General features: G+C 68.7%; 28 protein-coding genes and 1 tRNA gene. 13 read left to right on the forward strand and 16 right to left on the reverse strand.

All coding sequences use genetic code 11. The features are described 5' to 3' along the window. Positions 1 to 39: 39 nt before the first annotated feature. The 3 genes from rplJ to AB0I34_RS19440 form a co-directional block, all read right to left on the reverse strand. Complete coding sequence (gene rplJ / locus AB0I34_RS19430; protein WP_360446711.1) at positions 40 to 663, reverse strand: 50S ribosomal protein L10; 624 nt, start codon at positions 661 to 663, stop codon at positions 40 to 42. A gap of 249 nt (positions 664 to 912) precedes the next feature. Then, positions 913 to 2,106: an MFS transporter gene (locus AB0I34_RS19435; RefSeq protein ID WP_360446713.1), complete on the reverse strand. Its 1,194-nt coding sequence runs from the start codon at positions 2,104 to 2,106 to the stop codon at positions 913 to 915. Further along, positions 2,103 to 2,936 carry an IclR family transcriptional regulator gene (locus AB0I34_RS19440; RefSeq protein ID WP_360446715.1) on the reverse strand — a complete coding sequence of 278 codons (834 nt, stop codon included), beginning with the start codon at positions 2,934 to 2,936 and terminating at the stop codon, positions 2,103 to 2,105. Before AB0I34_RS19440 ends, AB0I34_RS19435 begins: the two co-directional genes overlap by 4 nt. A 108-nt stretch (positions 2,937 to 3,044) precedes the next feature. On the opposite strand from AB0I34_RS19440, the gene AB0I34_RS19445 reads away from it, so the two are divergent. Then, positions 3,045 to 3,902: a fumarylacetoacetate hydrolase family protein gene (locus AB0I34_RS19445; RefSeq protein ID WP_360446717.1), complete on the forward strand. Its 858-nt coding sequence runs from the start codon at positions 3,045 to 3,047 to the stop codon at positions 3,900 to 3,902. Positions 3,903 to 3,951: 49 nt separating this feature from the next. Here the strand turns inward: AB0I34_RS19445 and AB0I34_RS19450 are convergent, their stop codons facing one another. The 3 genes from AB0I34_RS19450 to AB0I34_RS19460 all read right to left on the reverse strand — a co-directional run bounded on the left by AB0I34_RS19450 (position 3,952) and on the right by AB0I34_RS19460 (position 6,323). Further along, on the reverse strand, positions 3,952 to 4,356 hold the full coding sequence (locus AB0I34_RS19450) for a Rid family detoxifying hydrolase (RefSeq protein ID WP_360446719.1): 405 nt from the start codon (positions 4,354 to 4,356) through the stop codon (positions 3,952 to 3,954). 141 nt (positions 4,357 to 4,497) lie between these two features. Then, complete coding sequence (locus AB0I34_RS19455) at positions 4,498 to 5,232, reverse strand: IclR family transcriptional regulator (RefSeq protein WP_360446721.1); 735 nt, start codon at positions 5,230 to 5,232, stop codon at positions 4,498 to 4,500. Next, positions 5,229 to 6,323, reverse strand: coding sequence for a sugar kinase (locus tag AB0I34_RS19460; protein WP_360446723.1), 1,095 nt, complete (start codon positions 6,321 to 6,323; stop codon positions 5,229 to 5,231). Before AB0I34_RS19460 ends, AB0I34_RS19455 begins: the two co-directional genes overlap by 4 nt. A gap of 145 nt (positions 6,324 to 6,468) precedes the next feature. On the opposite strand from AB0I34_RS19460, the gene AB0I34_RS19465 reads away from it, so the two are divergent. The 3 genes from AB0I34_RS19465 (at position 6,469) to AB0I34_RS19475 (ending at position 10,091) form a co-directional block, all read left to right on the forward strand. Further along, positions 6,469 to 7,773 (forward strand): amino acid deaminase, encoded by a 1,305-nt coding sequence (locus AB0I34_RS19465; RefSeq protein ID WP_360446725.1) that lies wholly within the window; start codon positions 6,469 to 6,471, stop codon positions 7,771 to 7,773. A gap of 1 nt (position 7,774) precedes the next feature. After that, positions 7,775 to 9,379 (forward strand): D-aminoacylase, encoded by a 1,605-nt coding sequence (locus AB0I34_RS19470; RefSeq protein ID WP_360446727.1) that lies wholly within the window; start codon positions 7,775 to 7,777, stop codon positions 9,377 to 9,379. A gap of 76 nt (positions 9,380 to 9,455) precedes the next feature. Beyond that, a complete protein-coding gene (locus AB0I34_RS19475) occupies positions 9,456 to 10,091 on the forward strand; it encodes a bifunctional 4-hydroxy-2-oxoglutarate aldolase/2-dehydro-3-deoxy-phosphogluconate aldolase (protein WP_360446729.1) in 636 nt (211 codons plus the stop codon). On the opposite strand, the gene AB0I34_RS19480 is transcribed toward AB0I34_RS19475, so the two are convergent. From AB0I34_RS19480 to AB0I34_RS19490, 3 genes are read right to left on the reverse strand one after another with little or no spacing between them, the layout of a single operon-like run. Further along, positions 10,084 to 10,782 carry a hypothetical protein gene (locus AB0I34_RS19480; protein WP_360446731.1) on the reverse strand — a complete coding sequence of 233 codons (699 nt, stop codon included), beginning with the start codon at positions 10,780 to 10,782 and terminating at the stop codon, positions 10,084 to 10,086. The two genes, AB0I34_RS19475 and AB0I34_RS19480, sit on opposite strands and share 8 nt — an antisense overlap. Next, positions 10,782 to 11,426 carry a response regulator transcription factor gene (locus AB0I34_RS19485; protein WP_360446733.1) on the reverse strand — a complete coding sequence of 215 codons (645 nt, stop codon included), beginning with the start codon at positions 11,424 to 11,426 and terminating at the stop codon, positions 10,782 to 10,784. The genes AB0I34_RS19480 and AB0I34_RS19485 overlap by 1 nt, the downstream gene beginning before the upstream one ends. Before the next feature lie 17 nt (positions 11,427 to 11,443). Next, a complete protein-coding gene (locus tag AB0I34_RS19490; RefSeq protein ID WP_360446735.1) occupies positions 11,444 to 12,730 on the reverse strand; it encodes a sensor histidine kinase in 1,287 nt (428 codons plus the stop codon). A gap of 155 nt (positions 12,731 to 12,885) precedes the next feature. Between AB0I34_RS19490 and AB0I34_RS19495 the strand changes: the two genes are divergently transcribed. Beyond that, complete coding sequence (locus AB0I34_RS19495) at positions 12,886 to 13,386, forward strand: hypothetical protein (protein ID WP_360446737.1); 501 nt, start codon at positions 12,886 to 12,888, stop codon at positions 13,384 to 13,386. Here the strand turns inward: AB0I34_RS19495 and AB0I34_RS19500 are convergent. Next, complete coding sequence (locus tag AB0I34_RS19500; protein WP_360446739.1) at positions 13,383 to 14,501, reverse strand: hypothetical protein; 1,119 nt, start codon at positions 14,499 to 14,501, stop codon at positions 13,383 to 13,385. The two genes, AB0I34_RS19495 and AB0I34_RS19500, sit on opposite strands and share 4 nt — an antisense overlap. A 242-nt stretch (positions 14,502 to 14,743) precedes the next feature. Between AB0I34_RS19500 and AB0I34_RS19505 the strand changes: the two genes are divergently transcribed. The 3 genes from AB0I34_RS19505 to AB0I34_RS19515 all read left to right on the forward strand — a co-directional run bounded on the left by AB0I34_RS19505 (position 14,744) and on the right by AB0I34_RS19515 (position 16,669). Further along, positions 14,744 to 15,808 carry an alpha-hydroxy acid oxidase gene (locus tag AB0I34_RS19505; protein WP_360446741.1) on the forward strand — a complete coding sequence of 355 codons (1,065 nt, stop codon included), beginning with the start codon at positions 14,744 to 14,746 and terminating at the stop codon, positions 15,806 to 15,808. A gap of 1 nt (position 15,809) precedes the next feature. After that, positions 15,810 to 16,268, forward strand: coding sequence for a formyltransferase family protein (locus AB0I34_RS19510; protein WP_360446743.1), 459 nt, complete (start codon positions 15,810 to 15,812; stop codon positions 16,266 to 16,268). Between the two features lie 203 nt (positions 16,269 to 16,471). After that, on the forward strand, positions 16,472 to 16,669 hold the full coding sequence (locus AB0I34_RS19515) for a hypothetical protein (protein ID WP_360446801.1): 198 nt from the start codon (positions 16,472 to 16,474) through the stop codon (positions 16,667 to 16,669). A 135-nt stretch (positions 16,670 to 16,804) separates the two neighbouring features. Here the strand turns inward: AB0I34_RS19515 and rplA are convergent, their stop codons facing one another. From rplA to AB0I34_RS19540, 5 genes are all read right to left on the reverse strand, one after another. Further along, positions 16,805 to 17,527, reverse strand: a complete 723-nt coding sequence (rplA, locus tag AB0I34_RS19520; protein WP_360446745.1) for a 50S ribosomal protein L1 — start codon at positions 17,525 to 17,527, stop codon at positions 16,805 to 16,807. A gap of 111 nt (positions 17,528 to 17,638) precedes the next feature. Further along, on the reverse strand, positions 17,639 to 18,070 hold the full coding sequence (rplK, locus tag AB0I34_RS19525) for a 50S ribosomal protein L11 (RefSeq protein ID WP_131361094.1): 432 nt from the start codon (positions 18,068 to 18,070) through the stop codon (positions 17,639 to 17,641). A gap of 12 nt (positions 18,071 to 18,082) precedes the next feature. After that, positions 18,083 to 19,270 (reverse strand): transcription termination/antitermination protein NusG, encoded by a 1,188-nt coding sequence (gene nusG, locus AB0I34_RS19530; protein WP_360446748.1) that lies wholly within the window; start codon positions 19,268 to 19,270, stop codon positions 18,083 to 18,085. An 83-nt stretch (positions 19,271 to 19,353) separates the two neighbouring features. After that, positions 19,354 to 19,596: a preprotein translocase subunit SecE gene (gene secE, locus AB0I34_RS19535; protein WP_360446750.1), complete on the reverse strand. Its 243-nt coding sequence runs from the start codon at positions 19,594 to 19,596 to the stop codon at positions 19,354 to 19,356. A 55-nt stretch (positions 19,597 to 19,651) separates the two neighbouring features. Next, positions 19,652 to 19,724, reverse strand: a tRNA-Trp gene (locus tag AB0I34_RS19540). 265 nt (positions 19,725 to 19,989) lie between these two features. Between AB0I34_RS19540 and AB0I34_RS19545 the strand changes: the two genes are divergently transcribed. From AB0I34_RS19545 to AB0I34_RS19560, 4 genes are all read left to right on the forward strand, one after another. Next, positions 19,990 to 21,183, forward strand: a complete 1,194-nt coding sequence (locus AB0I34_RS19545; protein ID WP_360446752.1) for a pyridoxal phosphate-dependent aminotransferase — start codon at positions 19,990 to 19,992, stop codon at positions 21,181 to 21,183. 51 nt (positions 21,184 to 21,234) lie between these two features. Beyond that, complete coding sequence (locus tag AB0I34_RS19550; protein ID WP_360446754.1) at positions 21,235 to 22,278, forward strand: adenosine deaminase; 1,044 nt, start codon at positions 21,235 to 21,237, stop codon at positions 22,276 to 22,278. Further along, complete coding sequence (locus tag AB0I34_RS19555; protein WP_360446756.1) at positions 22,236 to 22,868, forward strand: histidine phosphatase family protein; 633 nt, start codon at positions 22,236 to 22,238, stop codon at positions 22,866 to 22,868. The genes AB0I34_RS19550 and AB0I34_RS19555 overlap by 43 nt, the downstream gene beginning before the upstream one ends. Before the next feature lie 63 nt (positions 22,869 to 22,931). Next, a complete protein-coding gene (locus tag AB0I34_RS19560; RefSeq protein WP_360446758.1) occupies positions 22,932 to 24,302 on the forward strand; it encodes a TrpB-like pyridoxal phosphate-dependent enzyme in 1,371 nt (456 codons plus the stop codon). Here the strand turns inward: AB0I34_RS19560 and AB0I34_RS19565 are convergent. Further along, a complete protein-coding gene (locus tag AB0I34_RS19565; RefSeq protein ID WP_360446759.1) occupies positions 24,299 to 24,799 on the reverse strand; it encodes a hypothetical protein in 501 nt (166 codons plus the stop codon). The two genes, AB0I34_RS19560 and AB0I34_RS19565, sit on opposite strands and share 4 nt — an antisense overlap. Positions 24,800 to 25,082: 283 nt before the next feature. Here AB0I34_RS19565 and AB0I34_RS19570 point away from each other — a divergent pair, with 283 nt between their 5' ends. Further along, on the forward strand, positions 25,083 to 26,399 hold the full coding sequence (locus tag AB0I34_RS19570; RefSeq protein WP_360446761.1) for a hypothetical protein: 1,317 nt from the start codon (positions 25,083 to 25,085) through the stop codon (positions 26,397 to 26,399). Positions 26,400 to 26,402: the final 3 nt, after the last annotated feature.

Here is a 26,402-nt window from a genome sequence, read left to right on the forward strand (position 1 = left end):
CTGGTGATCACTGATGGGGTGTTACGGGTGAGATCCGCGTCAGCTGTCGGCTGCCGCGGTCTCCTCGGTGCTCGCCTCGGCAGGTGCCTCGACCGTGTCCTGCACGGCCGGCGCCTCGTCCGCAACCGTGTCCTGCACGGGGGCGGCCTCGGCCGGCAGCTTGTCCTGCAGCGCCGCGAACAGGCGCGCGGCCTGCGACAGCGGAGCAGCGAACAGCGACACCGCTTGCTGCGGGGCCGCCTTCATCGCACCTGCGAGCTTCGCGAGGAGAACCTCACGCGACTCCAGGTCAGCGAGCTTGCTGATCTCGTCAGAGCCGAGTGCCTTGCCTTCCAGCACTCCACCCTTGATGACGAGAAGGGGATTCGCCTTGGCGAAGTCACGCAGTCCCTTGGCCGCGGTCACCGGGTCACCCTTGATGAAGGCGATTGCCGATGGGCCCTCGAGCAGCGAGTCGAACGAGTCGACACCGGCGTCCTTGGCCGCGATCTTGGTCAGCGTGTTCTTCACCACGGCGTAGTTCACGTCGTCACCGAGCGCAGTACGCAGTTGCCGCAGCTGCGCCACGGTGAGACCGCGGTACTCGGTCAGCACTGCGCCGTTCGAGCTCCGGAACTCGTCCGTGAGCTCGGCGACAGCGGCTGCCTTGTCCGGCCTCGCCATGGGGTCTCCTTCCAACCTGCTTTCGCAGGGTTTGGCTTCAACGCCTCGACCCGGGCCGGCCCCTCAGAACGAGAAAACGCCCCTGCGCAGGCGCAAGGGCGTGAACATACTGATGTCACACTGTCCAAGTCACCTACGCGGGCCGCCCACTCAATCTGTGGGACCTTCAGTCACTCGAAAGTGACGACCAGCGGTCTTCGGCAAGGTTCATTGTGCCTGACCGTTACTCCGGAAACCAAATCGGTTCCGTCAGGCCGGTGCTTCGGCGGTCGGGTGTGGCGGGATCCAGCGATGCATCGCCGTGGCCGCGGCCCATCCGGTGAGTGCCATGATCACGATCGCTGGAGAGAGTCCGAACAGAGCTGTAGCCCCGGCCAGCAGCAACGGCCCGCTGCCGTTGCCGGTGTCGGCGAACAGCCGGAACGCACCGAGGAACTGCGCGCGCCCGATCGGCGGAGAGGCGTCCGCACCCAACGTCATGATCACGCCCGCGCCCAGACCGTTGCCGACACCCATCAGCAACGCGACCGCGGTGAGCGCGACCGTGGTGTGTGTCAACGGCAGCAGCAGATGCGCCAGCCCGAGGACAAGCATGGACGGTACGGCGACCCATTTGCGGCCAAGGCGGTCCATCACCGACCCGGCGGGATAGAACAGCAGCATGTCGACGGCGCCCGACAGTCCGAAGATGATGCTGGTCGCCTGCGGATCGAGCCCGATGTGCAACGCCCACAGCGGAATGACCACCTGCCGTGACGCACGGACCGCACCGACCAGCAGTGCACCGACGCCGAGAGTCCGCAGTACTGGCAGGTGATCGCGGATCACACCCCAGGTCGACTGCGCGGACACCGGCCGGCTCCCGCGCGTACGTCGTACCGACTCGACGTCGGGAAGGCTAAGCAGCACGCCACACGCCAGGACTGCGGCGACCAGGTGGACCCAGTAGGCGCCGTCGGTGCCGAGGAAGCGCATCGCGAACGCGCCGAGGAACGGTCCGATGAAGGAGCCGATGCGCTGTACGCCGCCAAGGGTGGACAGGGCACGGGCGCGCAACTGGATCGGCACGGCCTCGCTCAAGTACGCCTGACGAGCCAGACCCCACACCGCGCCGGCCAGTCCGGTCGCGCCGATCGCGATCGCCAGACCCCAGACCGTCGGGACGACGATGCAGGCCGCCAGCGCCAGAGCGACCAGCACGGTCGCGGAGAGCATCGCGCTCCGCTCACCGATCTTGGTGGTGAGCGCACCTGCCGGGATGTCACCGATGACCTGGCCGAGACCGGCCGCCGCCACGACCAGACCGGCGACGGCGACCGAGGCGCCGAGGTGGGTGGCGGACACCGCGACCACGGGCGCGATCGCGCCTTGCCCGATGCCGTAGAGCAGAGCGGGCAGATAGACCGATGGTGCGATCTTCCAGAGGCTTGCCGCTCCGGTCATGAGCGGCTGACCGCCGGCTCCGAGGCGCGCGCCGTACCGCGGTCGCGTTCGGCCGGGGTGGCGCCGAGCAGCTCGGACACCGACCACGCGGCAGGGACCACCCGCTCGCCGAACTCGTCCATCCGCTCCACCGGCATCCGCATCTCCGGTCCCGAGACCGACAGGCAGCCGACCGCCTGACCGGAGAAGTCGAAGACCGGGGCGGCCACGGATCTGATGCCGGGCGTTCGTTCGGACAGGGACTTCGCGAAGCCTCGGGTCCGGATCTCGGCCAGCTGAGCGGCCAGCACGAGCGGATCGGTGATGGTCTGCGACAGCACCTGCTCGAGCGGACCGGCCAGCACCTCGACCTGCCGCTTCCACGGGGAGAACGCCAGCAGAACCTTGCCTGGAGCACCTAGTGGCAACTGCACCGGTATGCCGAACTCCGTGTACGTACGGCGTAACTGGTGACGGCTCTCGACCTGGTCGAGGACGACGCGTTGCCCGGACGGGAGCAACTCGTGCACGGCGGCCGTCTCCTCGGTCTCGTCGCGAAGGGCACGCAGTACCGGCATCGCAGCGTCCCGCAAGGTCGCCGGGATCCCGCCACTGTGCGCCAACTGGGCGACCAGCGGACCGATCGCGTACCGACGGTGTGCCGTCTGGCGGATCAGCCCGTTCTCCTGCATCGCCAGCAGCAGCCGGTGCACGGTGCTGGTGGACAGACCGGTCGCGCGGGCCAGGTCACTGATGCCGAGATCGGGCGTCCGGCCGTCGAAGCAGCGCAGGATCGCCACCGCCCGATCGATGGACTGCACCGATCCATGGCGTCCGGGGCTTTCCTGCATGACGAAACCGTATCCCACGATACGGGAACTTTGCATCCGCTCCCGATATACGGACAGGTCCGCATCTAGGCTGTGGCGGACCTGTCACCCGCGCGTCGAAGGAGCAGCATGGCCGGCCGATTCGTCCAGGTGGGATCCGCGACGCTTGCTAGTGGCAACGAAGTACCGGTGGTGCTCGATCCGGATCGTGGTGTGGTGCCGATCGCCGACCTCGGCTTCGCTCCGGACCTGCCGGCGCTGTTCGGTACGACGACCCTGGCGGAGCTCGCGCTCGCGGCGGAGCGCGCGCCGGACGACGTGTTCCACGCGTCGGCCGAGTGCGTGGCGCCGTACCGGAATCCGCGCAAGATCTGGGGCATCGGGCTGAACTACCTCGAGCACGCCGGCGACCTGTCCGAGAACGTGCCGACCGAGCCGGCGTCGTTCATGAAGGGCGACCACACGATCATCGGTCCGGGGGATCCGATCCCGGTGCCGTCGCAGAGCCGGCGGACGACGGCGGAGGCCGAACTGGGGCTGGTGATCGGCCGGGAGTGCTACCAGGTGGAGGAGGACGAGGCGCTCGACCACGTCTTCGGCGTCGTCCCGGTGCTGGACCAGACCGCCGAGGACATCCTCGAGAAGAACCCGCGCTTCCTGACCCGGTCGAAGAACTTCCCCGGCTTCTTCTCCTTCGGCCCGTGGATCACCAGCCTGGACGCCGTACTGGCGCACTGGGGCTCACTCGACGCGGTCGAGGTCTCGACGGTCCTGAACGGCGAGGTCCACCGCAGCAACACGATCGCGAACATGGCCTTCAGCCCCGCGTTCCTGGTCAGCTTCCACAGCAAGGTGATGCCCCTCTACCCCGGCGACATCATCTCCCCCGGAACCCCCGGCGCCGTCCACATCACCCCGGGCGACACCGCCGAATCCCGCATCCCCGGCGTCGGCGTCCTCACCAACCCGGTCACCGCCGGCCGCTGATAGGCGGTGGCACCTGGTGCTACTGGATAGCACCAGGTGCCTGGGCGGATCAGCTGAGGACGGCGAGGGCGTCGATCTCTACCAGCATGTCTTCGCGGGGGAGGCCGGTGAAGACGGTGGTGCGGGAGGGGAGGACGCCGCTGGGGGTGCGGGTGGAGAGGAACTCGGCGTACGCCTCGTTCATGACGGCGAAGTCCTCGCGCTTGGTGAGGTAGACGCGCATCATCACCACGTCGTCGAAGCTGCCGCCGCCGGCCTTCAGGATCGCCTCGACGTTCTGCAGCACCCGCGTGGTCTGGCCCTTCACGTCACCGGTGAAGACGAACTCGCCGGTGGCCGGGTCGACCGACCCCTGACCGGACACCTGCAGGATGTTGCCCTTGCGGACGCCCTGCGAGTACACCGGCATCGGCGCGGGCGCCTCGGTGGTGGAGACGGCGGTCTTGTCGGACATCAGGTCTGACACCTCTCAGTTGTAGTCGACGCTTCAGTTGTGGTCGGCGCTTCAGTTGTGGTCGGCGCTTCAGTTGTGGTCGGCGCTTCAGTTGTAGTCGACGCTTCAGTTGTGGTCGGCGCTTCAGTTGTGGTCGGCGCTTCAGTTGTAGTCGGCGCTGATCGCCTTGGTGGTGGCGAGCAGCTCGGGCAGAAGCTCGAGCACCTGCCCATAGTCCAGCAGGACGTCGGGCACCGAGATCGAGACGGCCCCCACGATCCGGCCGTGCTGGTCGGCGACGGGCGCACCGATGCAGTTGATGAAGGACTCGTGCTCGGCCCGGTCCTGCGCCCATCCCTGCGCCCGGACCGCGTCCAGTTCGGCGCGCAGAGCATCCGGATCGGTGATCGTCTGCGGCGTGAACGCGTGGTACTCGATCGACTCGAGCAGTGCCTCCCGGATCCGCTTCGGCTGAGCCGCCAGCAGCACCTTCCCGACAGCCGTGCAGTGCAGCGCGGCCGGTACGCCGATCTGCGAGTACATCCGCACCGACCGCACGCTGTCGAGCTTGTCGACGTAGATGACCTCACCGTTCTCCCACGCCGCCAAGTGGACCGTCTGACCGGTCTTCTGGTTCAGCTGACGCAGATGTGGCGCCGCCACCTCGCGTACGACGTGCTGCTCGCGTGCCGCATCCGCCAGCGCGAACAGCCGCGACCCCAACCGGTAGCGGTGCGCGTCGTCACGCCGTACGAACCGATCTGCCTCCATGGTCCGCAGCAGCCGCAGCACAGTCGTCTTGTGTACGCCGAGCTCAGACGCCAACTGGTCGAGCGAGCGCTCCCCCTCGCCCAGACTGGCGAGGATCTGCAGCGCCCTGGCGAGACTCTGACTCATGCCGCCGTCTTCACACCAGCCGGGCCGACGTGCGTAGCGGCCCACTCCTCGTCGGAGCAGGTCAGCAGCGCCTGGCGCACGGCAGGGTCGAGCGGAGCAGCGTGGTCCTCCGGCACGGCCAGCACGGCCGCTGCACCGAGATGCCCCAGCCGGAGCCGCTGCACCATCGGCAGCCCCTGCAGCGTCCCGGCCAGGAAGCCCGCAGCGAAGGCGTCGCCCGCACCTACCGGCTCGACCACCTCGACTGTGAGCGCAGGAACCTCAGTACGACGTCCGTCCGGCTCCAGCACCAGCGCGGTGTGCGCGTCGTCCTTCAGGACCAGCGTCGACCGCGGTCCGAGGAGTTCACGCAGCTCACCGGGGTCCTTGGTGCCGGCGAACACCAGCGCCTCGTCAGCACCGATCAGTACGACGTCCGCCGCGCGCAGCAACCGCCACAGTGGAGCCGGGTCCTTGTCGCGCCACAGAGCCGGGCGCCAGTTGAGGTCGACGCTCAAGGTGAAGTCGTGCTGCTGCTCAGCCAGGCTGTCCAACATCAGTGCGGCCGTTTCGGAGATCGCTGCGGTGATTCCGGTGGTGTGCACCAGCTTTGCCTGTGCCAGCCGGTCTCGGACCGCCGGCCGGTCCAGGAACGAGGGATTCATGGCCGAGGCCGCCGAGCCGGTCCGGTAGTAGTGCATCCGCGAGCGACCGCCCAGCGACTCCTTCACATACATCGCGGTCGGCCGGTCGGGGTCGATCTCGACTCCACCGACCTCCACACCGCGCTTCTGCAGGTCGCGCAGGACGTGCCGACCGAAGCCGTCGTCTCCCAGCCGCGAGATCCAGCCGGTCGGGATGTCGAGTGCGGCGAGTCCGCCGGACACGTTGCACTCGGCTCCGCCGACTGATCGCCGGAACGTCTCGACGTCCTCGAGCGGTACCTCGGTCTCCCCCGCCAGCATGATCATCGCCTCGCCGATGCAGATCGCGGCGGGGATCTTCGCGGCGGGGGTCTTCGCAGCACGGTCCGGCGCAGGCAGGTCCGGGGCGGCGAGGTCTGGGTTGGCGAGGTCTGGGGCGGCGGCCGTCTCATGGAGCGGTTCGGCCATCGGCACTCCTCGGGGTGCGAGTGATGGGATGGGAGCTGAGACACGTGTCGTTGACGGGGATTTCGGCGCGATGCTACAACCGTATCGTCAGAATGCGCAATCATCGTTGCGCATTCTGCAATATCGACCACCATCAGGGGAGCAGATGCCAGCCGCCTACGATGCCGACGCCATCGCCGCCCTCGCCGACCAGCCAGTGAGCTGGCGAGACAAGGCCCTACCGCCCGCGTTCTGGGGCCGGACCGTCGCGGAGGTGCTGGCCGACAAGCCCCGGCTGTCCCAGCTGCCCACTCCGGTGATGACGCTGTCCGCGCCCGGTCTGCGTCACAACATCGAGACCCTCGCCCGATGGTCCGCCCACCACGGACTCGAGCTCGCACCACACGGCAAGACCACGATGGCTCCGGCGCTCTGGGCGATGCAGCTCGACGCCGGCTCCTGGGCAATCACGCTTGCGAACGTCTTCCAGCTCGGCGTCGCCCGCGCCTACGGCGTCCGCCGGGTACTGATCGCGAACGCGGTGATCTCCCCGCTACAGCTGCGCTGGATCGCCGACGAGCTCGCCCGGGACCCGGAGTTCGAGGTGCTGTGCTGGGCCGACTCGGTGCGGACCGTGGAGATCATGGAGGCGGCCCGGTCGGCGTACGTCGGTCCGGACGCGCGGCCACTCGACGTACTCGTCGAGATCGGTGGACTCGACGGCCGGACCGGCGCCAGGGATGCCGACACCGCGGTGGCCGTCGGTGAGGCGATCGCGGCGGCGTCGACGTTGCGGCTGGCCGGAGTCGCCGGGTACGAGGGCGCCGTCGGGCATGGCGTCGACGAGGCCGGTCTCGCGGGAGTGCGGGCGTACCTCAATGAGTTTGCTGGGATCCACCACCGCTTGCAGAGTCTGTACGACGCCGACATCACGCCGGTGGTCAGCGCCGGTGGCAGTCAGTACTTCGAACTTGTGGCCGAGGTGCTCGGGCCACTCAGCGCCGATGGAGCACGCGTCGTACTGCGGTCCGGCGCGTACATCAGTCATGACGACGGGCTCTACCGTCGGGTGTCGCCTCTGGGCGAGACGCCGCGGACGGACGGCGAGCGGCTGGTGTCGGCGATGCATACCTGGGTCCGGATCACGTCGCAGCCCGAGCCGGGGCTGGCGATCTTCGACGCCGGCAAACGCGACCTGCCGTTCGACCAGGACATGCCGGAGCCGCAGCTGATCCGGCCGCGGTCCGACGGTGAGCCGGTGCTGCAGGCCACTGGGATGACGGTCACGAAGCTCAACGACCAGCATGGGTTCCTGCACTTCACCGACGTACCGGTGGTGATCGGCGACGAGTTGCGGATCGGGTTGTCGCATCCGTGTACGGCGTTCGACAAGTGGGGGCTGATCCCGGTCGTGGACGATCCGGACGCGGCGGATCCCGTGGTCGTCGATCTGGTCAGGACCTTCTTCTGACATGGCGGACCTGCTGATCACCGGCGCGTTCGTGCTGGACGGGTCCGGTGCTCCCGGCGTACGGGCGGATGTGGCGGTCGACGCCGGCCGGATCGTGGCCATCGGCAACGACCTGCCGTCGGCGCGGCGTACGATCGACGCGGCCGGCCTGGCTCTGTCGCCCGGGTTCATCGACATGCACGCGCACTCCGACCTGCAGATCCTGGCCACCCCGAACCACACGGCGAAGGTGAGCCAGGGCGTCACGCTGGAGGTGCTCGGTCAGGACGGGTTGTCGTTCGCGCCGATCGACGATCCGACGCGGGTCGCGGTCCGGCGCCAGATCGCCGGCTGGAACGGCGAACCCGACGACTTCGACTTCAGCTGGTCCACGGTCGCCGGGTACCTCGGCCGGCTCGACCAGGGCATCGCGTGCAACGCGGCGTACCTGATCCCGCAGGGCACGCTGCGGATGATGGTCGTCGGCACCGAGAACCGCCCGGCCACCCGCGCCGAGCTGGACGAGATGAAGCGCTTGCTGGCCGAGGGGCTGGAGCAGGGCGCGGTCGGGATGAGCAGCGGTCTCACCTACACCCCAGGCATGTTCGCGACCACCGACGAACTGGTCGAGCTGTGTGGCGTCGTCGCGCAGTACGGCGGCTACTACGGTCCGCACCAGCGGTCGTACGGCAAGAACGCACTGGACGCGTACGGCGAGATGGTCGAGGTGGCCCGCCGATCCGGGTGCGCGCTGCACCTGACCCACGCGGTGATGAACTTCGAGCCGAACCGCGGCCGCGGCGCCGAGCTCGTCGCGATGATCGACAAGGCGCTCGCGGACGGCATCGACGTCACCACGGACACCTACCCGTACTTGCCTGGGTCAACGACCTTGGGCGCAATCCTGCCGAGCTGGACCGCCGAGGGCGGGCCGGACGCGCAACTGGCCCGGCTGCAGCATCCGGAGCAGCGGGCCCGGATCGCCGTCGAGCTGGAGCAGGTCGGGTCGGACGGTTGCCACGGCTGCGTGACCGACTGGAACACCATCGAGATCGGCGGCGTACGCAACCCGGCGCTGACCGGTGCCGTTGGCAACACCGTCGCTGCGCTCGCCGCGGAGAACGGCCGGGCGCCGGCGGACGTCTTCTTCGACCTGCTGGTCGAGGACAACCTGGCGACGTCGATCCTGCAACACGTCGGGCACGAGGAGAACGTGCGGACGATCATGCAGCACTCGAGCCACACCGGCGGCTCGGACGGGATCCTGGTCGGCGGCAAACCGCATCCGCGGTCATGGGGGACGTTCCCGCGCTACCTCGGCCGGTACGTCCGTGAGCTCGGCGTACTGGAGTTGGCCGACTGCATCCATCACCTCACCGGCCGCCCGGCCCGGCGGCTGCGGCTGACCGACCGCGGTCTGGTCCGGGAGGGGTACGTCGCCGACCTGGTGCTGTTCGATCCGGTGACGGTTCGCGACACCGCGACCTTCGAGGAGCCGCGGCAGCAGGCCGAGGGCATCCCGTACGTCCTGGTCAACGGCGTCCCCGTGATCGACGCCGGTCAACGCACCGACGCCCTGCCTGGCGGCGCGATCCGCCGTACTCCGACTGCGAGAGGAATCTCATGAACGAGCGAAGCAAGTTCAACATCGAGCACAGCACGCCTTGTGCCTGGTCCGCGCCCGGAGCGAAGCGAGGACGCGGATGAGTGTGCTGGACCTGCTGCGCGCGGACCGGGTACTGACCGTTGTCCGGGCGCCGGAGATCGCCGACGCCCGCGACCTGTGCGCCGCGCTAGTTGCCGGCGGCATTCATGTGGTCGAGCTGACCTTCACTACCCCGGATCTCCCCCGGCACCTCGAGCGCGCCGCCTCGACCGCGGCCGAGACTGGCGCGGTGGTCGGGGCCGGCACTGTCCAGACCGGCGCCCAGGCCAAGCAGGCAATCGACGCCGGTGCGCAGTTCCTGGTCACTCCTGGTCAGGGTCCGGACGCCGCCGCGATCGCCGAGGCTGCGCGGTCTGCGGGGATCTCGGTGATCCTCGGGGCTTTCACTCCCTCGGAGGTGATGACCGCGCTGGCGTTGGGCTCGGATGCGGTGAAGATCTTCCCCGCGCATCAGCTCGGTCCGAAGTACTTCAAGGACCTCAACGGTCCGTTCCCCGGCGTACCGCTGGTGCCGTCCGGCGGAATCAACGCCGGCAACGCCCGCGACTACCTGACCGCCGGCGCTCTGGCCGTCAGTGCAGGCACCGACGTCGTCTCCCCCGCCGACGTGGCCGCGTCGAACTGGGACACCATCACCACCAAGGCGCAGACCTTCTGCGCTGCTCTCAGTTGACGGTGATACTCCCGTAGCTGGTGCGTAACACGACGTGGCGAGGTGATGCTGGGTCGCTCGGGAGGTCCAGGTCGTTGGAACCTTGGGACGCCACCGCATCGAACGCGTACGTCACATTCCGCGGCAGCTGGACTGTGAGAGAGCCATCGCTGGCCTTGGCCGTCACCTGGTCGGGTGGACTTTCGAAGTTCAGATCGCTCGAGCCGCGCCGGACGTCCACTGAGACCTGGCGACTGCGGAGGCGGTTCGTGGTGACGGAGCCGTCGCTGACGTCGATCGACAGCGGCGACGCCACCCTGACGACGTCGACGGACTCTCCTTCAAGCTCGATCCGTACGGCGGACTGCGACGGCACCTCGACGGTGAGGTCCATCTCGCAGTGGGTGTCCGGGCATTGCGCCTGGATGTGCAGCAGACCGTTTGTGGTGTTGATGTCTATCGCAGGCTGTTCCACGGCGTACGAACCGTCGACCGCGACATGCACCTGCCCGTCCGCGCTCGCGAGCACCTGCGTGTGCGAGTCCGACACGATCCGCACGCCCTGCGCCCCCGGCACGAAGCTGGCCGAGTAGTCGTACGGCAGCTTCCCGCGGATGATGCTCACCGTCACCGCGGCGCCCGTGACCACGAGCACCAGCAACGGCACCAGACCGATCGCCAGCATCCTCCGCTGTGCCACTGTGAGCGCCATCAGGTCTCCAAGAACTTCAGCACCGCGAGGACGCGGCGGTGCTCCCCGTCGGTCGGCGTCAGCCCGAGCTTCATGAAGATGTTGCTGATGTGCTTCTCCACGGCTCCTTCACCGACCACGAGCGCCTGCGCGATCCCGCCGTTCGACCTGCCCTCCGCCATCGCCCGCAATACGTCCTGCTCGCGCGGACTCAGTACCGCGAGCGGATCGGCCCGCCGTGATCGCACCAGCAACTGCGAGATCACCTCCGGGTCGAGCGCCGCACCACCGTCCGCGACCCGGCGCAGCCCGTCGATGAACTGATCCACATCGGCCACACGGTCCTTGAGCAGATACCCGACGCCGCCGGGGTTGCCTCCGATCAGCTCGCTCGCATACCGCTCCTCGACGTACTGCGACAGCACGAGTACGCCGGTCTGCGGCGACTGCTCGCGAATGACGAGCGCCGCACGCAGACCCTCATCGGTGAACGTCGGTGGCATCCGTACGTCGACCACGCACACGTCCGGCCGGTGCTGGTCGACCGCCTTCAGTAACTCCTCCGCGTCACCGACCGCGGCGACCACTGTGCAGTCCTGCTCCTCCAGCAGTCTGACAATGCCCTCACGCAACAACACCGAGTCCTCGGCGATCACCACTCGCACCGCTCCACCTCCGCTGTTCATTCGCACGGCACCACGGCCGTCAGGAGCGTCCCGCCGCCCGGTGGACTGTGCACGTCCAGCCATCCGTCCACACCGGCGACCCGATCGTGCAAGCCCTGCAACCCCGTCCCGGCCGCGAAGTCCGCGCCGCCCCGGCCGTTGTCGTCCACCTCGATGCGGAGCCGGTTCCCGCGCCGCGACACCCGGACGTCGACCTCCGCGGCCTCCGAGTGTTTGGCCACGTTCGTCAGCGCCTCGGTCACGACGAAGTACGCGATCGCCTCGATCGTGAGCGACGGCCGGGGATACACCTCGACCGTCACCCGCACCGGCACCGGTGACCGGGCCGCGACGGCCGAGATCGCCGCGTCCAGGCCGCGGTCCGTCAGCACCGGTGGATGCAGCCCCCGGGTCAGGTCGCGGATCTCGGCGATCGCCTGCAACGCCTCGGAATGTGCCTCGTCGATCAGCACGCGGACCGCGGGATCCCTGTCTCCGAGGCGGTTCTTCGCACGGCCCAGTGTCATCGCCAGCGACACGAGCCGCTGCTGGGCACCGTCGTGCAGGTCGCGCTCCATCCGCCGCCGCTCGGACTCGACCGAATCGACCACCTTCTGCCGGCTCGTCAGCAGCTGCGTGACGCGCTCGGCCAGTGCTCTGTTCATCGACCGGCCGAGGAACACCCGGGCCAACTGACCGTCCAGCGCCGACGCCGTACGCATCAGCCACGGCGTCACCACCAGCAGGAAGACCGCACCGATCAGTGCGGCGATCGACGCCTTCGTCATCGTGTCGATCACGAACGGGCCGAGCTGTGCCTGTGCTGCCGCGAACTTCGAGAAGTACAGCGGCAGCCCTATCAGCACCGGTGGGACCGACCAGGCGACCACGATCGCCGCGACCCAGACCATTGCCATCGGCAACAGCAGGACGTAGTAGAGGAGCTGCCTCCAGAGCGCCGGATCGATCACGGCCGCAGTGGCGTCGGCACCGCCCGAACCGGTCAGTTCGGGTGGATAGAAGGCCTGCACGTCCTGCCCGCGGGTGATCTCCGCCCGGCCCCGCTCCCACCCAGCGAGCATGTAGACGAAGTCGGTCGCACGGACGCTCAGCGGCACGCCGGCGTACCCGAGCGGCCAGGCGACGATCGCGACGATCACCGCCGCCAGCACCGCCAGGCCGCAGGTGAGGACGACGAAGATGTCGCCGAGCAGATGGATTGTTGCCAACCACAAGTACGGCGACCGCCACAACCGCCACGGCGCCCGGGGAACCGGACTCGCGACTCCTACCACCCGAACCACCGCCCCGTGTCTGGCCGATCGCAGGTCACAACTTACGTCGCCGGGATGGGCACGGACATCAGGACATCCCACGGCTCGGGCCGGGGGTTAACCCCACCTCGACCCGTGGGCTGACCACAATGTGCCGCGGCGCCCGCGGCGGAATCCTCGAAGGTATGACGACGACAATCAACGACTGCGGCCTCGACGGCCGGCTCGGGGATGCGATCGACGATCGGGGGGCCGAGGCGCTGGACGATGACCTCGCCGAGGGACGGCTGGACGGCCGGATCCGCCCGCTCCGATCGCCCGGTGGGCCGGCGACCTTCGTGGCCGCCGGTGTTGCGGCCGTTCTGCTCCCGTGGTGCCTGATTCTCGCGGCGAGCCTGCCCAGCACCTACCAGGCCAACCACTGGAAGCTGGCCTGGATCGGCTTGGATTGCGGGACCGCGGTCGCCGCCGGACTGACGGCGTACCTGCTGCACACGCGCAACAGGTACGCCGTCCTGACCGCGATGGCCGCGGGGACGTTGCTGCTGGCTGACGCGTGGTTCGACGTCAGCACAGCAGCCGCCGGGACCGATCACACTCTCTCGCTGGCAGAGGCACTTCTGCTGGAGATACCTCTTGCCGTGTGCGCGTTCCTGGTCGCCTCCCGCGAGCTCCGGCGGAGCTAACCGATCAGCTCCAGGACCGGCCCCTCGTGCAGCGCGCGGTAGACCTTGTCACGCAGGACGTTGGCCTCGGCATCGGTCAGCGTACGGTCCACCGGCCGGAGGACCAGTCTGACCAGCAGATTCCGCTGGCCCGGGGTGAGTTGCAGCCGTTCGCGAGCCGCTGGAGGCAGGTCGTCGTACGCCGTCTCCCCCAGGACGTCCAGCGACTCCGCGGCGTCCGCGTCCGGTCCGAGGGCGTCGCGGACCTTGTCGCCGAGCACCTCCGCCGATACATCGGCAGAGGCGTCCACGACCACGGAGAGGTCGCGACGCACCGGCGGCATGGTCGAAACCGGCTTGTACGGCGTCAGATCCAGCATCTGCCCGGCCACCCGAGGATCCGTCGACCTGAGCAGCCGGATATCGCGGATGCCCTTGCGGAGCATCAGCAGGCGATCGAGCCCCGGCCCCATCGCCAGTCCGGTCCAGCGCTCGTCCAGTCCGGCTTGGCGGAGGACGTGCGGAGCAGCCACACCGCACTCACCGATTTCGATCCACTGATCGTCCAGCAGCACATCGATCTGACGGCCATGGATCGTGTAGGGGTGCACCGCCGGCACAGTCCGGTACGTCTGGCCGGGCAGGACCGTGTCGACCAGTCGGGCAATCATGTCTTCCAGCTCGGGCTCTCCGAGCGTCACGTTCCGGCTGATCCGCCAGAGGTCGAGCTGGTGCGGCGTACCGGTGTGTTGCCAGTCCACCGAATCGCGGCGGTAACAGATGCCCGCGCACACCATCAGTACGTCGGACGACGCGGACCCGGCGAGTTCACGCAGTGCCGGCGGGATCGTCGCCGACGTGTGACTTCGCAGTACCTCGGTCTCCGACGCGTAGCGGGTGTAGCGGGCCTCCCGGGTCACGGCGTCACCGGCGTACCCGAGGTTGTCGTAGTTGTCGGCCAGGCTGACCACGGGATGGTCGCGCCTGGTCCAGATCTCCGTGTACGGCCAGGCCGCGCCGAGCGCCGTACGGATCGAGTCGACGACCAGCTGGACGGCGTGCGGTCCCTGGGCCGGATCGGTCAGGTCGCGCAGGGACAGGGCAGCGTGCAGTTGTTCAGAAGTGAGTACAGACATGGGGTTCTCTCCAGGATGACGGTCTCGACGGGGGGACACCCCGGTCGGCCGCGGTCACCTCAGGAGAGAGCGCAGCAGCAGCTCACCCCGTCGGCACCGTCGTGCCGGCCGGGGCGCAGAAATCGCCGCCCGTACTGCGTCATGCCGACCAGTGTACCGACCCGGAATCGAGTCGGCACTCTTCATGCGCTCTTCCGGAACTTTCCTCCCGGCTCGACTGTCCAGGTGCAACGATGGGGCGCATGCGATGGATCGACACGTTGGAGGCCGCGGCCGCCGAGAAGTTGCCCGAGGCCGTGCACCGCTATTACCGGCAGGGTTCCGCGGGTGGGACCAGCGTCGGCGAGGCCACCGCGGCCTGGGCGTCGTACCGGTTCCGGCCCCGCGTGCTGCGCGACGTGTCCACCGTCGACATCAGCACCACGGTGCTCGGTACGCCGGTGAACGCCCCGGTGCTGGTGGCGCCGTCGACCATGCAGCGGATGGCTGATCCCGACGGCGAGATCGCGATGGCCACCGGCGTCGGAGCGGCCGGTTCGGTGCTCGGGGTGTCGAGCAACGCGGGCACGTCGTTCGCCGACCTCGGGGAGACCGGCGTGCCGTGGTGGCTGCAGATCTACGTCGTACGGAACCGCACCATCACCGAGCGGATGCTGGACGCCGCGGTCGCCGGCGGCGCGAAGGCGATCGTGCTCACCGTCGACACCCCGGTGGTCGGGCGGAAGGAGGACGACGGACAGACGGTGTGGGAGCTCGCTCAGCCCGGCCAGTGGCTGAAGAACCTGCCCGAAGGCGAGTGGTCCGACGACGACCTGGACAAGGCCGACGACCTGAGCCCCGACGTGATCGGCTGGCTCGCCGACCGCACGGGCCTGCCCGTGGTCGTGAAGGGTGTGCTGCGCGGTGACGACGCCAAGCGGTGTGCGGACGCGGGTGCGGCGGCTGTGATCGTGTCCAACCACGGCGGACGCCAGCTCGACGGCTCCATCGCCACCGCACAAGCGCTGCCCGAGGTCGCCGAGGCACTCGCCGGCACGAGCACCGACGTCTATGTCGACGGCGGCATCCGCCGCGGCGAACACATCCTCGCCGCGCTCGCCCTCGGCGCTCAAGCAGTCTTCGTCGGTCGCCCGGCCCTGTGGGCGCTCACAGTCGGAGGCTCGGCCGGCGTGACCCGGCTGCTCACCGACTTGGGCGACGAGCTGAGCCACACTCTCCGCCTCAGCGGCTGCGCACGGCCCGGCGATCTCACGCCGGATCTGGTGATCCCAGGCGAGCCTGGGCTGCTCGGAGGACGGAGGGGCTGACATGAGCCGTCCGGAGCCGCTGCGCATCGTCTGCCTGAATGCGTTCATGCCCGGGTTCCGGGTGCTGCACGACTTCGCCGCTCGGAACGGGCACGAGATCGTGCTGGTCGTCACGCTGCCTCTGACGTCGGGCAGCCGGTACGACGAGGACGCCAACCCGTTCGTGGTGGATCTGCCCGGGCGGACGGATGTGCTGATCACTGGCAAGCTGCGTACGGTCGCGGCGCCGGTTGTCGAGGCGTTGCAGCCGGACGTGGTCATCTCGGCGGCGTTCCCGCGACTGATCCCGGCCGAGATCCTGCAGATTCCGAAGTACGGCGCGATCAACTGTCACCCGTCACCGCTGCCGGAAGGCCGCGGACCGAATCCGGCGCGGCTGATCTACGAAGGCGACGAGCGCGTCGCGGCGAGCGTGCACCGGACCGCGGCCGAGTTCGACACTGGCGCCATCCTGGCGTAGCGGATCGCGCCACTGCCCGCGGATCTGAACGGCAGCGGACTCATGCAGTCCTGGTACGAGCTGCTCAGCGAGTGCCTGGACGAGGCCGTCCCACGCCTGGTCGCTGGAGAGGCCGGTGAGGATCAGGACCCGGCCCGGGCCAGCGAGGCGCCGTTTTCACCGAAGAGGAGAAGCTGCTCGACCTCGGCGTACCTGCTGCCGAGATCCGCCGCAAGGCCGCCGCCCTCAACGTCACCTCGCCCCAAGCCCAGATCCGCGTCGGCGGCACCACTCAGGTGATCAGCCGTACCGATCCCGCTGACGGACCATCGGCCGGCACCCCAGGCACGGTGCTTGCCGAGCACGACGACGGCTGGACCATCCAAACCGCCGACCACCCCCTCCGCTTCACCCGCAGCTAAGGCCGCCCGGGGCCCCCGGACAAGCAAGCGCGGCTCCGTCCGCCGCCCCCGAACAAGCGGACGCAGCCCGGACGCCCCCGGACATGCAGAAGGGCCCCGGGAGAACCGGGGCCCTGCTGTGTGCTGACTTGTGGGTCAGTCGTCCGCGTTCTCGTCGGTGAGGTTGCGGGTCAGGTTGGGGTCAACCTGAACTCCCGGCCCCATCGTGGTGGAGATGACGGTCTTCTTGATGTAGCGACCCTTGGAGCTGGCCGGCTTCAGCCGGAGGATCTCCTCCAGCGCGGCGCTGTAGTTCTCCACCAGCTGGTTCTCGTCGAACGAGCCCTTGCCGATGATGAAGTGCAGGTTCGCGTGCCGGTCGACCCGGAACTCGATCTTGCCGCCCTTGATCTCGGTCACGGCCTTGGCCACGTCCGGGGTGACGGTGCCCGTCTTCGGGTTCGGCATCAGACCACGCGGGCCGAGGACGCGGCCGAGCCGGCCGACCTTGCCCATCAGGTCAGGGGTGGCGACGACGGCGTCGAAGTCGAGCCAGCCGTCGGTCACCTTCTTGATCATGTCGTCGTCGCCGACGAAGTCGGCGCCGGCGGCCTTCGCGGCCTCGGCGCGGTCACCGGTGGCGAAGACGAGGACCCGTGCCGTCTTGCCGGTGCCGTGCGGAAGGTTGACGGTGCCGCGCACCATCTGGTCAGCCTTGCGGGGGTCGACCCCGAGGCGCATCGCAACGTCGAGCGTGGAGTTGAACTTCTTGCTGCCGGCGGCCTCCTTGGCCAGCCGGATCGCCTCGAGCGGCGTGTACAGCTTGTCGAAGTCGATCTTCTCCGCGATCGCGCGGTAGGCCTTACTGCGCTGTGTCATGTCTGTTCTCCTGTGTGCGAACGCTGCTTGTTCGTTCGCGTTGTGGTGATGACGGGCGAACCTCTCGCCCTTCCACTCCTGCTGGTCCGCCGCGGCGGACCGATGGAGGTACTACTTCTCGACGACGACGCCCATCGAACGGGCGGTGCCCTCGATGATCTTCATCGCGGCGTCGATGTCGCGCGCGTTCAGATCCGGCATCTTGGTGGTGGCGATCTCGCGGACCTGGTCGGAGGTGATCTTGCCGACCTTGTCCTTCTGCGGGACGGCCGAGCCCTTCTGCAGACCGGCGGCCTTCTTGATCATCTCCGGCGCCGGCGGCGTCTTGGTGATGAACGTGAAGGAACGGTCTTCGTAGATCGTGATCTCGACCGGAACCACGTTGCCGCGCATGGATTCTGTCTGGGCGTTGTACGCCTTGCAGAACTCCATGATGTTGACGCCGTGCGGACCGAGCGCGGTACCGACCGGCGGAGCCGGCGTCGCGGCACCGGCCTGGAGCTGCACCTTGACCAGGGCAGCGATCTTCTTCTTGGGAGGCATTCTGTCGGGTCCTTAGACTTTCTGGATCTGGTTGAAGCTGAGTTCCACCGGGGTCTCCCGGCCGAAGATCTCGACCAGGGCCTTGATCCGCTGGGCCTCGGCATTGATCTCCGTGACTGTGGCGTGCAGGGTCGCGAACGGCCCGTCGACCACCATGACCGAGTCGCCCACACCGAAGTCGGCGACCTCGACCTTCTTCTTGGCCGCGGTCTTGGCGGGTGCGGCGCCGGCTTCGGCAGCCGCTGCCTCGGCCGCCGCCACGACGGCCGGAGCGAGCATCTTCTCAACCTCTTCGAGGCTGAGCGGGACGGGCTTCTGGCTGTTGCCGACGAAGCCGGTCACCGACGGCGTGTGCCGCACGGTCGACCAGGACTCGTCGGTCAGGTCCATCCGGACCAGCACATAGCCGGGGAGCACGGTGCGCTTCACCATCCGGCGCTGCCCGTTCTTGATCTCGGCGACCTCTTCGGTCGGCACGATGATCTCGAAGATGTAGTCCTCCATGTTCAGGGAGTTGATCCGGTTCTCGAGGTTGCCCTTGACCCGGTTCTCCATCCCCGAATAGGTGTGGACGACGTACCAGTCGCCGATCTGCGAGCGCAGCCGGCTGCGCAGCTCCTCGAGCGGGTCGCCCGGCTCCTCGGGCTCGCTCTCCTCGCCGGCCTGAGCCTCGGCAGCAGCAGTCGCGGCGGCGAACGCGTCCACGTCCGCGTCGTCCTCGGCGGCCGGGCCCGCGTCCGCGCTCGAGAAGACCAGCTCGTCGTCGGCCGGCTCCTCCTCGATGCTCTCGTCGGAGGTGGTCTCGGCGGTCTCTGCAGCGAGCTCTTCGGCGGCGTCCTCGACGTCGGCCTCGGTCACGACCTCGGCGTCCTCGGCCTCGTCGGCGGCGGCGACCACCACGACCGGCTCCTCGTCGGAGTCGTCGGCGTCAGCCGGGCCGTCCTCGGCCTCGTCGTCGGCGGAGTACTCCGCGACCTCCTCGACCTCGTCGTCGGCGCTGACGTCCTCGTCCTCGTCGTCGAGCCCGGCGAACGGGTCGTCGTCATCGTCATCGTCGCCGGCGAACAGGTCGTCATCGTCGGTGGCGTTCTCGTCGAAGTCGAGCTCGAGGTCAGGTTCGTCGGAGTCAGCGGATACGTCGAACTCGTCCTCCAGGTTGAGGACCTCGTCGTCGCGCTCGGACACGTTGTACTCCGTCATCTGTGCATCGGGTCTTGTCTGGCTTCGGGTCGGGCCGTGGGCCCGGGACCCCCGGCGAGTGCGTTCGTGGGCTGCTGCGAACCTCAGCCGAAGATCTTGAACATCGCCCAGCCGAAGACGAGGTCGAGGACCGAAACGATCGCGATGACGAACACCACGAAGGTCAGGACGACCACGAAGTAGGTGGACAGCTGCTTACGGGTGGGCCAGACGACCTTGCGGAGCTCGGCAACCACCTGGCGGTAGAAGCGCAGCAGGCCCCTGCCCTGCTTGCCTTCCGCCGGTTTGCCGGCGCCGGACGGTGCCGGGGTGCGCGTCTCCGTCACGACCTACCTCTTTCGCTAGCGGCGGCCTGACCGGCCCTGCGCCGGTCAGGATTTGCAGGGCACGAGGGACTTGAACCCCCAACCTTCGGTTTTGGAGACCGATGCTCTGCCAGTTGAGCTAGTGCCCTCTGCAATCCTCCGGACGCCGCGGGACCTGATCTCGGGCATGCCGGATCAGGGCCACCAACGCCCGGACTAGAAGAGTGTACGGGGTCCGCGCCACCTGGTCTAACCGAGGCCCTTGCCCGTACGACCCCCGGACCGGGCGTCGCACCGCGACCAGAACCATACAGCCTCCAACCGGTCCCAACGGACCACGCCCCCTGCGTGTTCCCCGGATCACCAGGTGACACCACGGTGCGTGGCCCGCGGCGCTGGTGCCAGGATGGGCACATGGGTTCCAGGGTTTCGGCGCGGATCGGCGCCATCAGTGAATCGGCGACAATGGCGGTCGACAGCAAGGCGAAGGCGCTCAAGGCGGCCGGTCGCCCGGTGATCGGGTTCGGCGCCGGTGAGCCGGACTTCCCGACGCCGGACTACATCGTCGAGGCGGCGGTCGCGGCCGCCCGGGATCCGAAGAACCATCGCTACACCCCCGCCGGCGGACTCCCCGAGCTGAAGCAAGCGATCGTCGACAAGACCAAGCGCGACTCCGGCTACGAGATCGAGGCCGCCCAGGTCCTGGTGACCAACGGCGGGAAGCACGCTGTCTACAACGCGTGCGCGACACTGCTTGACCCCGGCGACGAGGTGCTGCTGCCGGCGCCGTACTGGACGTCGTACCCGGAGATCATCCAGCTGGCCGGGGGCGTGCCGGTCGAGGTGCTCGCCGACGAGACGCAGGGGTACTGCGTCACCGTCGAGCAACTCGAGGCGGCCCGGACCGAGAAGACCAAGGCGCTGCTGTTCTGCTCGCCGTCCAACCCGACCGGTGCGGTGGACAGCCCGGAGGCGGTCGAGGCGATCGGCCGCTGGGCGCTCGAGCACGACCTCTGGGTGATCACCGACGAGATCTACGAGCACCTGACGTACGGCGGCGCCAAGTCGACGTCGCTCCCCGTCGCGGTGCCGGAGCTGGCGGACAAGACCGTCGTACTGAACGGGGTCGCCAAGACCTACGCGATGACGGGTTGGCGGGTCGGCTGGATGATCGGCCCGAAGGACGTGGTCAAGGCCGCGACGAACCTGCAGTCGCACCAGACCTCGAACGTCTGCAACATCGCCCAGCGGGCCGCGATCGCCGCCCTGTCCGGCGACCTCAGCGCGGTCGACGAGATGAAGAAGGCGTTCGACCGCCGCCGGCAGACGATGGTGCGGCTGCTGAACGAGATCCCCGGCGTCGAGTGCCCCGAGCCGACCGGTGCGTTCTACGCGTACCCCTCGGTCAAGGGCGTGCTCGGCAAGGAGATCAACGGGCGTACGCCGACCAGCTCCGCGGAGCTGGCCGAGATCATCCTGGACGAGGCTGAGGTCGCGGTCGTCCCGGGTGAAGCGTTCGGCGCGCCTGGATACCTGCGGCTGTCCTACGCCCTCGGCGACGCCGACCTGGCCGAGGGCGTCGGCCGGATCGCCAAGTTGCTCAGCTGACCGGATCAGCCCGATTTCTGTCCGTACGCCGTCCGTCGGTAACCTTCGGTAATGACGCAGCGGGATCTGCGGGTGCTGCCGAAGACGCACCTGCATCTGCACTTCTCCGGGTCGATGCGCCACCTGACGCTGGTCGAGCTGGCGGACACGCACGGGGTCCGGCTGCCTGACGCTCTGCGCACCGACTGGCCGCCGGATCTGTCCGCGGCGGACGAGCGCGGCTGGTTCCGGTTCCAGCGCCTGTACGACATCGCCCGGTCGGTGCTGCGCACGGAGGACGACGTACGGCGCCTGGTCCGGGAGGCGGCCGAGGACGACCGGGCCGACGGCTCCCGCTGGCTGGAGATCCAGGTGGACCCGTCGGGGTACGCGAACCGGTTCCACGGCATCACCGAGTTCACCGATCTGGTCCTGGACGCGGCCCGGGACGCGTCGGCCACCACCGGGATCGCAGTGCAGGTGATCATCGCCGCCAACCGCACCCGGCATCCCCTCGATGCCCGGACGCTCGCCCGCCTCGCAGCGCAGTACGTGGGGCGTGGAGTGGTCGGCTTCGGCCTGTCCAACGACGAGCGCCGTGGTACGACGTCCGAGTTCGCACCGGCCTTCCGGATCGCGCGGAACGCCGGACTGCTCGCTGACCCGCACGGCGGCGAGCTGTGTGGCCCCGCGACCGTCCGCACCTGCCTGGACGAGCTGGGAGCCGGCCGCATCGGACATGGGGTGCGCACAGTCGAGGACCCGGACCTCCTGAAGCGTGTGGTCGACGCACAGATCGCGCTGGAGGTCTGTCCGGCGTCCAACGTCTCACTCGGCGTCTACGAGCGACCGGAGGACGTGCCGCTGCGCCAGCTCTACGAGTCGGGGGCACGCATCGCGCTCGGCGCGGACGACCCCTTGCTCTTCGGCTCGCGTCTGGCCGAGCAGTACGAGTCAGCCCGCACGGTCCACGGCTTCACCGACCAGGAGCTCGCGGACCTGGCCCGCGGCTCGGTCCTGGCCTCCACCGCTCCACCCGATGTCCAGAAGTCCCTGCTCAGCGAGATCGACGAGTGGCTCGGCGTCACGACTCCAGCCCCAGTCCCGGCGTACTAGTGCTGTTCGAGGCCGCCTACCTGGCTCGCCACGGGCAGACCGAGTGGAACGTCGAGGGACGCAGACAGGGACGGCTGGACTCGTCACTGACTCCGCACGGGCTGCTGCAGGCGCAGCGGAACGCAGCTCTGGTCAGCGACGAGCAGATCGATGCTGTCTTCACCAGTCCACTCGGCCGCGCTCGCCGTACGGCGGAGATCCTTGCCGACGCGCTGGAGCTGCCTGTGCGGGTGGTCGACGACCTCGCAGAGGTCGCGCACGGTGAGTGGTCGGGGCTCACGTCGGCGGAGATCGACTCAGGTTGGCCTGGGCAGCGGGCTGCTCGCAAGAAGGACAAGTACGCCTTCCGCTTTCCCGGTGGCGAGAGCTATGCGGACGCTGAGCTACGAGCCGTACGCGCGTTGCAGAGCATCGCAGCGACGGGATCGCTCCGACCGCTGCTCGTCGCGCACGAGATGATCGGCCGGCTGCTGGTGAAGCAACTCGTCGGGCTCGGCAGCGAGGAGGCTCTGCGGCGCGATCAACCGTCCGATGTGGTCTATCGGATCACCTCCGCCGGCTTGATCGATCGGTTGACGAGTGCCGAATAAGTGCTGGTCTGGTTCCTGAGCAGGGCATTGCCCGGGCCTGCGGGCGGGAATTACGTTGCGTACATGACGCCGACCAAGATCCTGCTCCCAGAGGACGAGCTTCCGACCCGTTGGTACAACGTGCTGCACGACCTCCCCACGCCCCCGCCGCCGGTGCTGCATCCGGGGACGGGGCAACCAGTGGGGCCGGACGATCTCGCGCCGCTGTTCCCGATGGACCTGATCCTGCAGGAGGTCTCACAGGACCAGTACATCGACATCCCGGGCGAGGTGCTCGATGTGTACCGGCTGTGGCGACCCAGCCCGCTCTACCGGGCGCACCGGCTGGAGAAGGCGCTCGACACCCCGGCGCGGATCTACTACAAGTACGAAGGCGTCTCCCCGGCCGGCTCGCACAAGCCGAACACGGCCGTCCCGCAGGCCTACTACAACGCCAAGTCCGGTGTCCGGAAGCTCACCACCGAGACCGGCGCCGGTCAGTGGGGCACAGCGCTCGCCTTCGCCTGCGCGCAGTACGGGCTGGAGTGCGAGGTCTGGCAGGTGCGGGCGTCGTACGACCAGAAGCCGTACCGCCGGACGATGATGGAGATCTTCGGCGCGACCGTCCACCCGAGTCCGTCGGAACTCACCGCGGCCGGCCGGAAGATCCTGGCGGAGGACCCGGAGTCGACCGGATCGCTCGGCATCGCGATCAGTGAGGCGGTCGAGTCCGCCGTTCAGGACGAGTCTGTGCACTATGCGCTGGGCTCGGTGCTCAACCACGTGCTGCTGCACCAGACGATCATCGGCGAGGAAGCGCTGATCCAGCTCGCCATGGTTGGCGAGACGGCGGACCTGCTCGTCGGCTGCACCGGTGGCGGGTCGAACTTCGGCGGCCTGGCGTTCCCGTTCCTCCGGGAGAAGTGGGCCGGGCGGATGTCGCCGACCGTCCGCGCGGTCGAGCCGGCCGCGTGCCCGTCGCTGACTCAAGGGACGTACGCGTACGACTTCGGCGACACCATCGGGATGACGCCGCTGATGAAGATGCACACCCTCGGCCACGACTTCATCCCGGACCCGATCCATGCCGGCGGTCTGCGGTACCACGGGATGAGCCCGTTGATCAGCCACCTGTACGAGACCGGCGAGATCGAGGCGGTCGCCAAGCCGCAGTCCGAGTGCTTCGCCGCAGGTTTGCAGTTCGCCCGCACCGAAGGCATCGTGCCGGCGCCCGAGCCGACGCATGCCCTGGCCGCGGCGATCGAGGAAGCCCAGCGCTGCAAGGAGTCCGGCGAGGAGAAGGTCATCCTCACCGCTCTCTGCGGTCACGGCCACCTGGACCTGGCGGCGTACGACGCCTACCTCAGCGGTGCGATGACAGACCGCTCCTGGGACGACGCTGATATCCAGGCCGCGGTCGCCCAGGCTCTCGATCGCCTGCCGGTTCTGAGCTAGCGCCCACCGCGCTTCCACCAGGGTTTGGGCCGCTTGGCGACGGCCTCCAGCCAGTCCGCCGGGACGGCCCAACCCCTGGCCCGCACCGCATCGAAGTACGCCGCCTTGAGACTGTCCGGGAGCCAGTAGGTGGCTCTGCTCTGGTGCATGACCTCGAAGTACGTCGTACGCCGCTTGGCGCTCCAGACGGTCGCCTGCTGCGCGCAGTAGGCCAGCCGGACGTAGTCCCACCGTGCCTGCGCGTCCTCCATGTCGAACACCCGCTCCACCACGCTCCCTTGCCGCGGCTCGGCCTCGATCCCGTCGATCAGCCCGAGCACCAGCCGCCGGTCGTGGGTGATCTCGTCCGGCAACCGCAACTCCACCGGGTCGAGGACGACAGGCCCCAGCCAAGGCCGCGCCACCTCCAGGAACACCTCCAGCAAGGCGAACCCTTCGTCGGCCCGCTCGAACCGGGCGAGTTCCGCCCGCAAGGTTGTCACCGCTTCCTCGGCCATCCGCCCACCCTAGGAGGCCGATCCTCCGCATGGGCGGCCAGCCGGTCCCTCATCTGCCCCGACCTGCCCCTGTCTGCCCCGGCCATGCACGCTCAGCTACGAGCTCCTCGACCACCGATCTGCCCCGGTTCGCGGCCTGCCGACCAGGCGCAGCGCCCGGAAACCCCTTACAGCGCGAGAAATCCGGGGCATCTCGGGGCATTCCGGGGCAACCTGGGGCAGATCATCCACAGCCCTCGTCTTCGACCTCACAGAGGGTGCGCGGACACCTACAGTTACCGCCATGCCAGACCCGAACGAACTCCTCCGCACCGCCCGCGAACGCACTCCTTCCCGCCGCGCGCCCGGTGAGCAGATGTCCCGGGCCGAGCTCGCGGAGGCGGTCTGCGGCTGGCTGTGGGAGACGACCGAGACGAAGTACGAGCTCGACGGGCACTACATCGCGAAGCTCGAACGCGGCGCCGTCCGCTGGCCCGGAGCGGCCTACCGGGCCGGCCTGCGCTTCGTCCTGAACGTGGTCGACGACGCCGACCTCGGATTCGTCGCGCCCGGCGGCCTGGCCGGCACCGATCCGGAGCCGGGGACCAGCTCGATGCTCGGGCTCGAGGACGACCTGGTGCAGGCCGGCGACGAGTCGGTCGCGCTCCTCGCCCTCGCCGAGGAGTCGAATGTCGGCGACCTGACCGTCGAACAGCTGCACGCCGACATCGTGCGCATCACCCAGCAGTACCTGCGCACGCCGACCAGACCGCTGTACATCCGCGCCCGGGCGATCCGGGACCGCGCGTTCCGCCTCCTCGCCGGCCGGCAGCCGCCGAGCCAGACCCGCGACCTGTACGCCGCGGGCGGCTGGGCACTGACCCTGCTGGCCTGGATCTCGGTCGACCTCGGCCGCCCGGATGTCGCCGAGAGCCACACCCGGACCGCCTGGGCCTGTGCCGAGGCCGCCGAGAGCGACGACCTGCGAGCCTGGGTGCGGGCGACGCAGCACACCGCCGCGTTCTGGCAGGACGACTTCGCGCGGGCGACGACGTACGCGCAGGACGGACTGCAGTACGCGACCGGCAGTTCGACGCTGTTCCTGGCCAGTGTCGCTGCGGTCGATCTCGCCCGGACCGGCCGTCACGCCGAGGCCCGCGAGGCTCTCACGATCGCGAAGCGCACCACGGTCCGCACCGACGTGCCGGAGCTCGGTGGCCCTTTCCTCTGTACGCCGGAACGCGCGGAAGGCATCTGGTCCGACACGCACCTGGCGCTGGGCGAAGCACAGCGCACCCTCGAGCACGCGGATCGCGGCATCGCGCAGTTCGAGGCAGCGCCGCACGCGGTACGCAACTTCGGTTCCGAACGGATGGTCCGGCTCCAGCAGGCCAAGGCACATCTGCAGCTCAGTGATCTGGACGGCGCGACGGAGGCAGTGTCGGTCGTGCTGACCACACCGGTCGAGTACCGGGTGCGTCCGTTGATCCATCGCATCAGCGAGGTCGCCGCCCTCACCCGCCTCAGCCGGCACGCGACCGATCCGAAGGCTCGCGCGCTGCACGACTCCATCCGCGTCTTCACCCGTCATCCCGCCAGCAGGGCAACCCCGAGCAAATGAGAG

This window comes from Kribbella sp. NPDC050281 (assembly GCF_040655855.1).
GTDB lineage: Bacteria > Actinomycetota > Actinomycetes > Propionibacteriales > Kribbellaceae > Kribbella.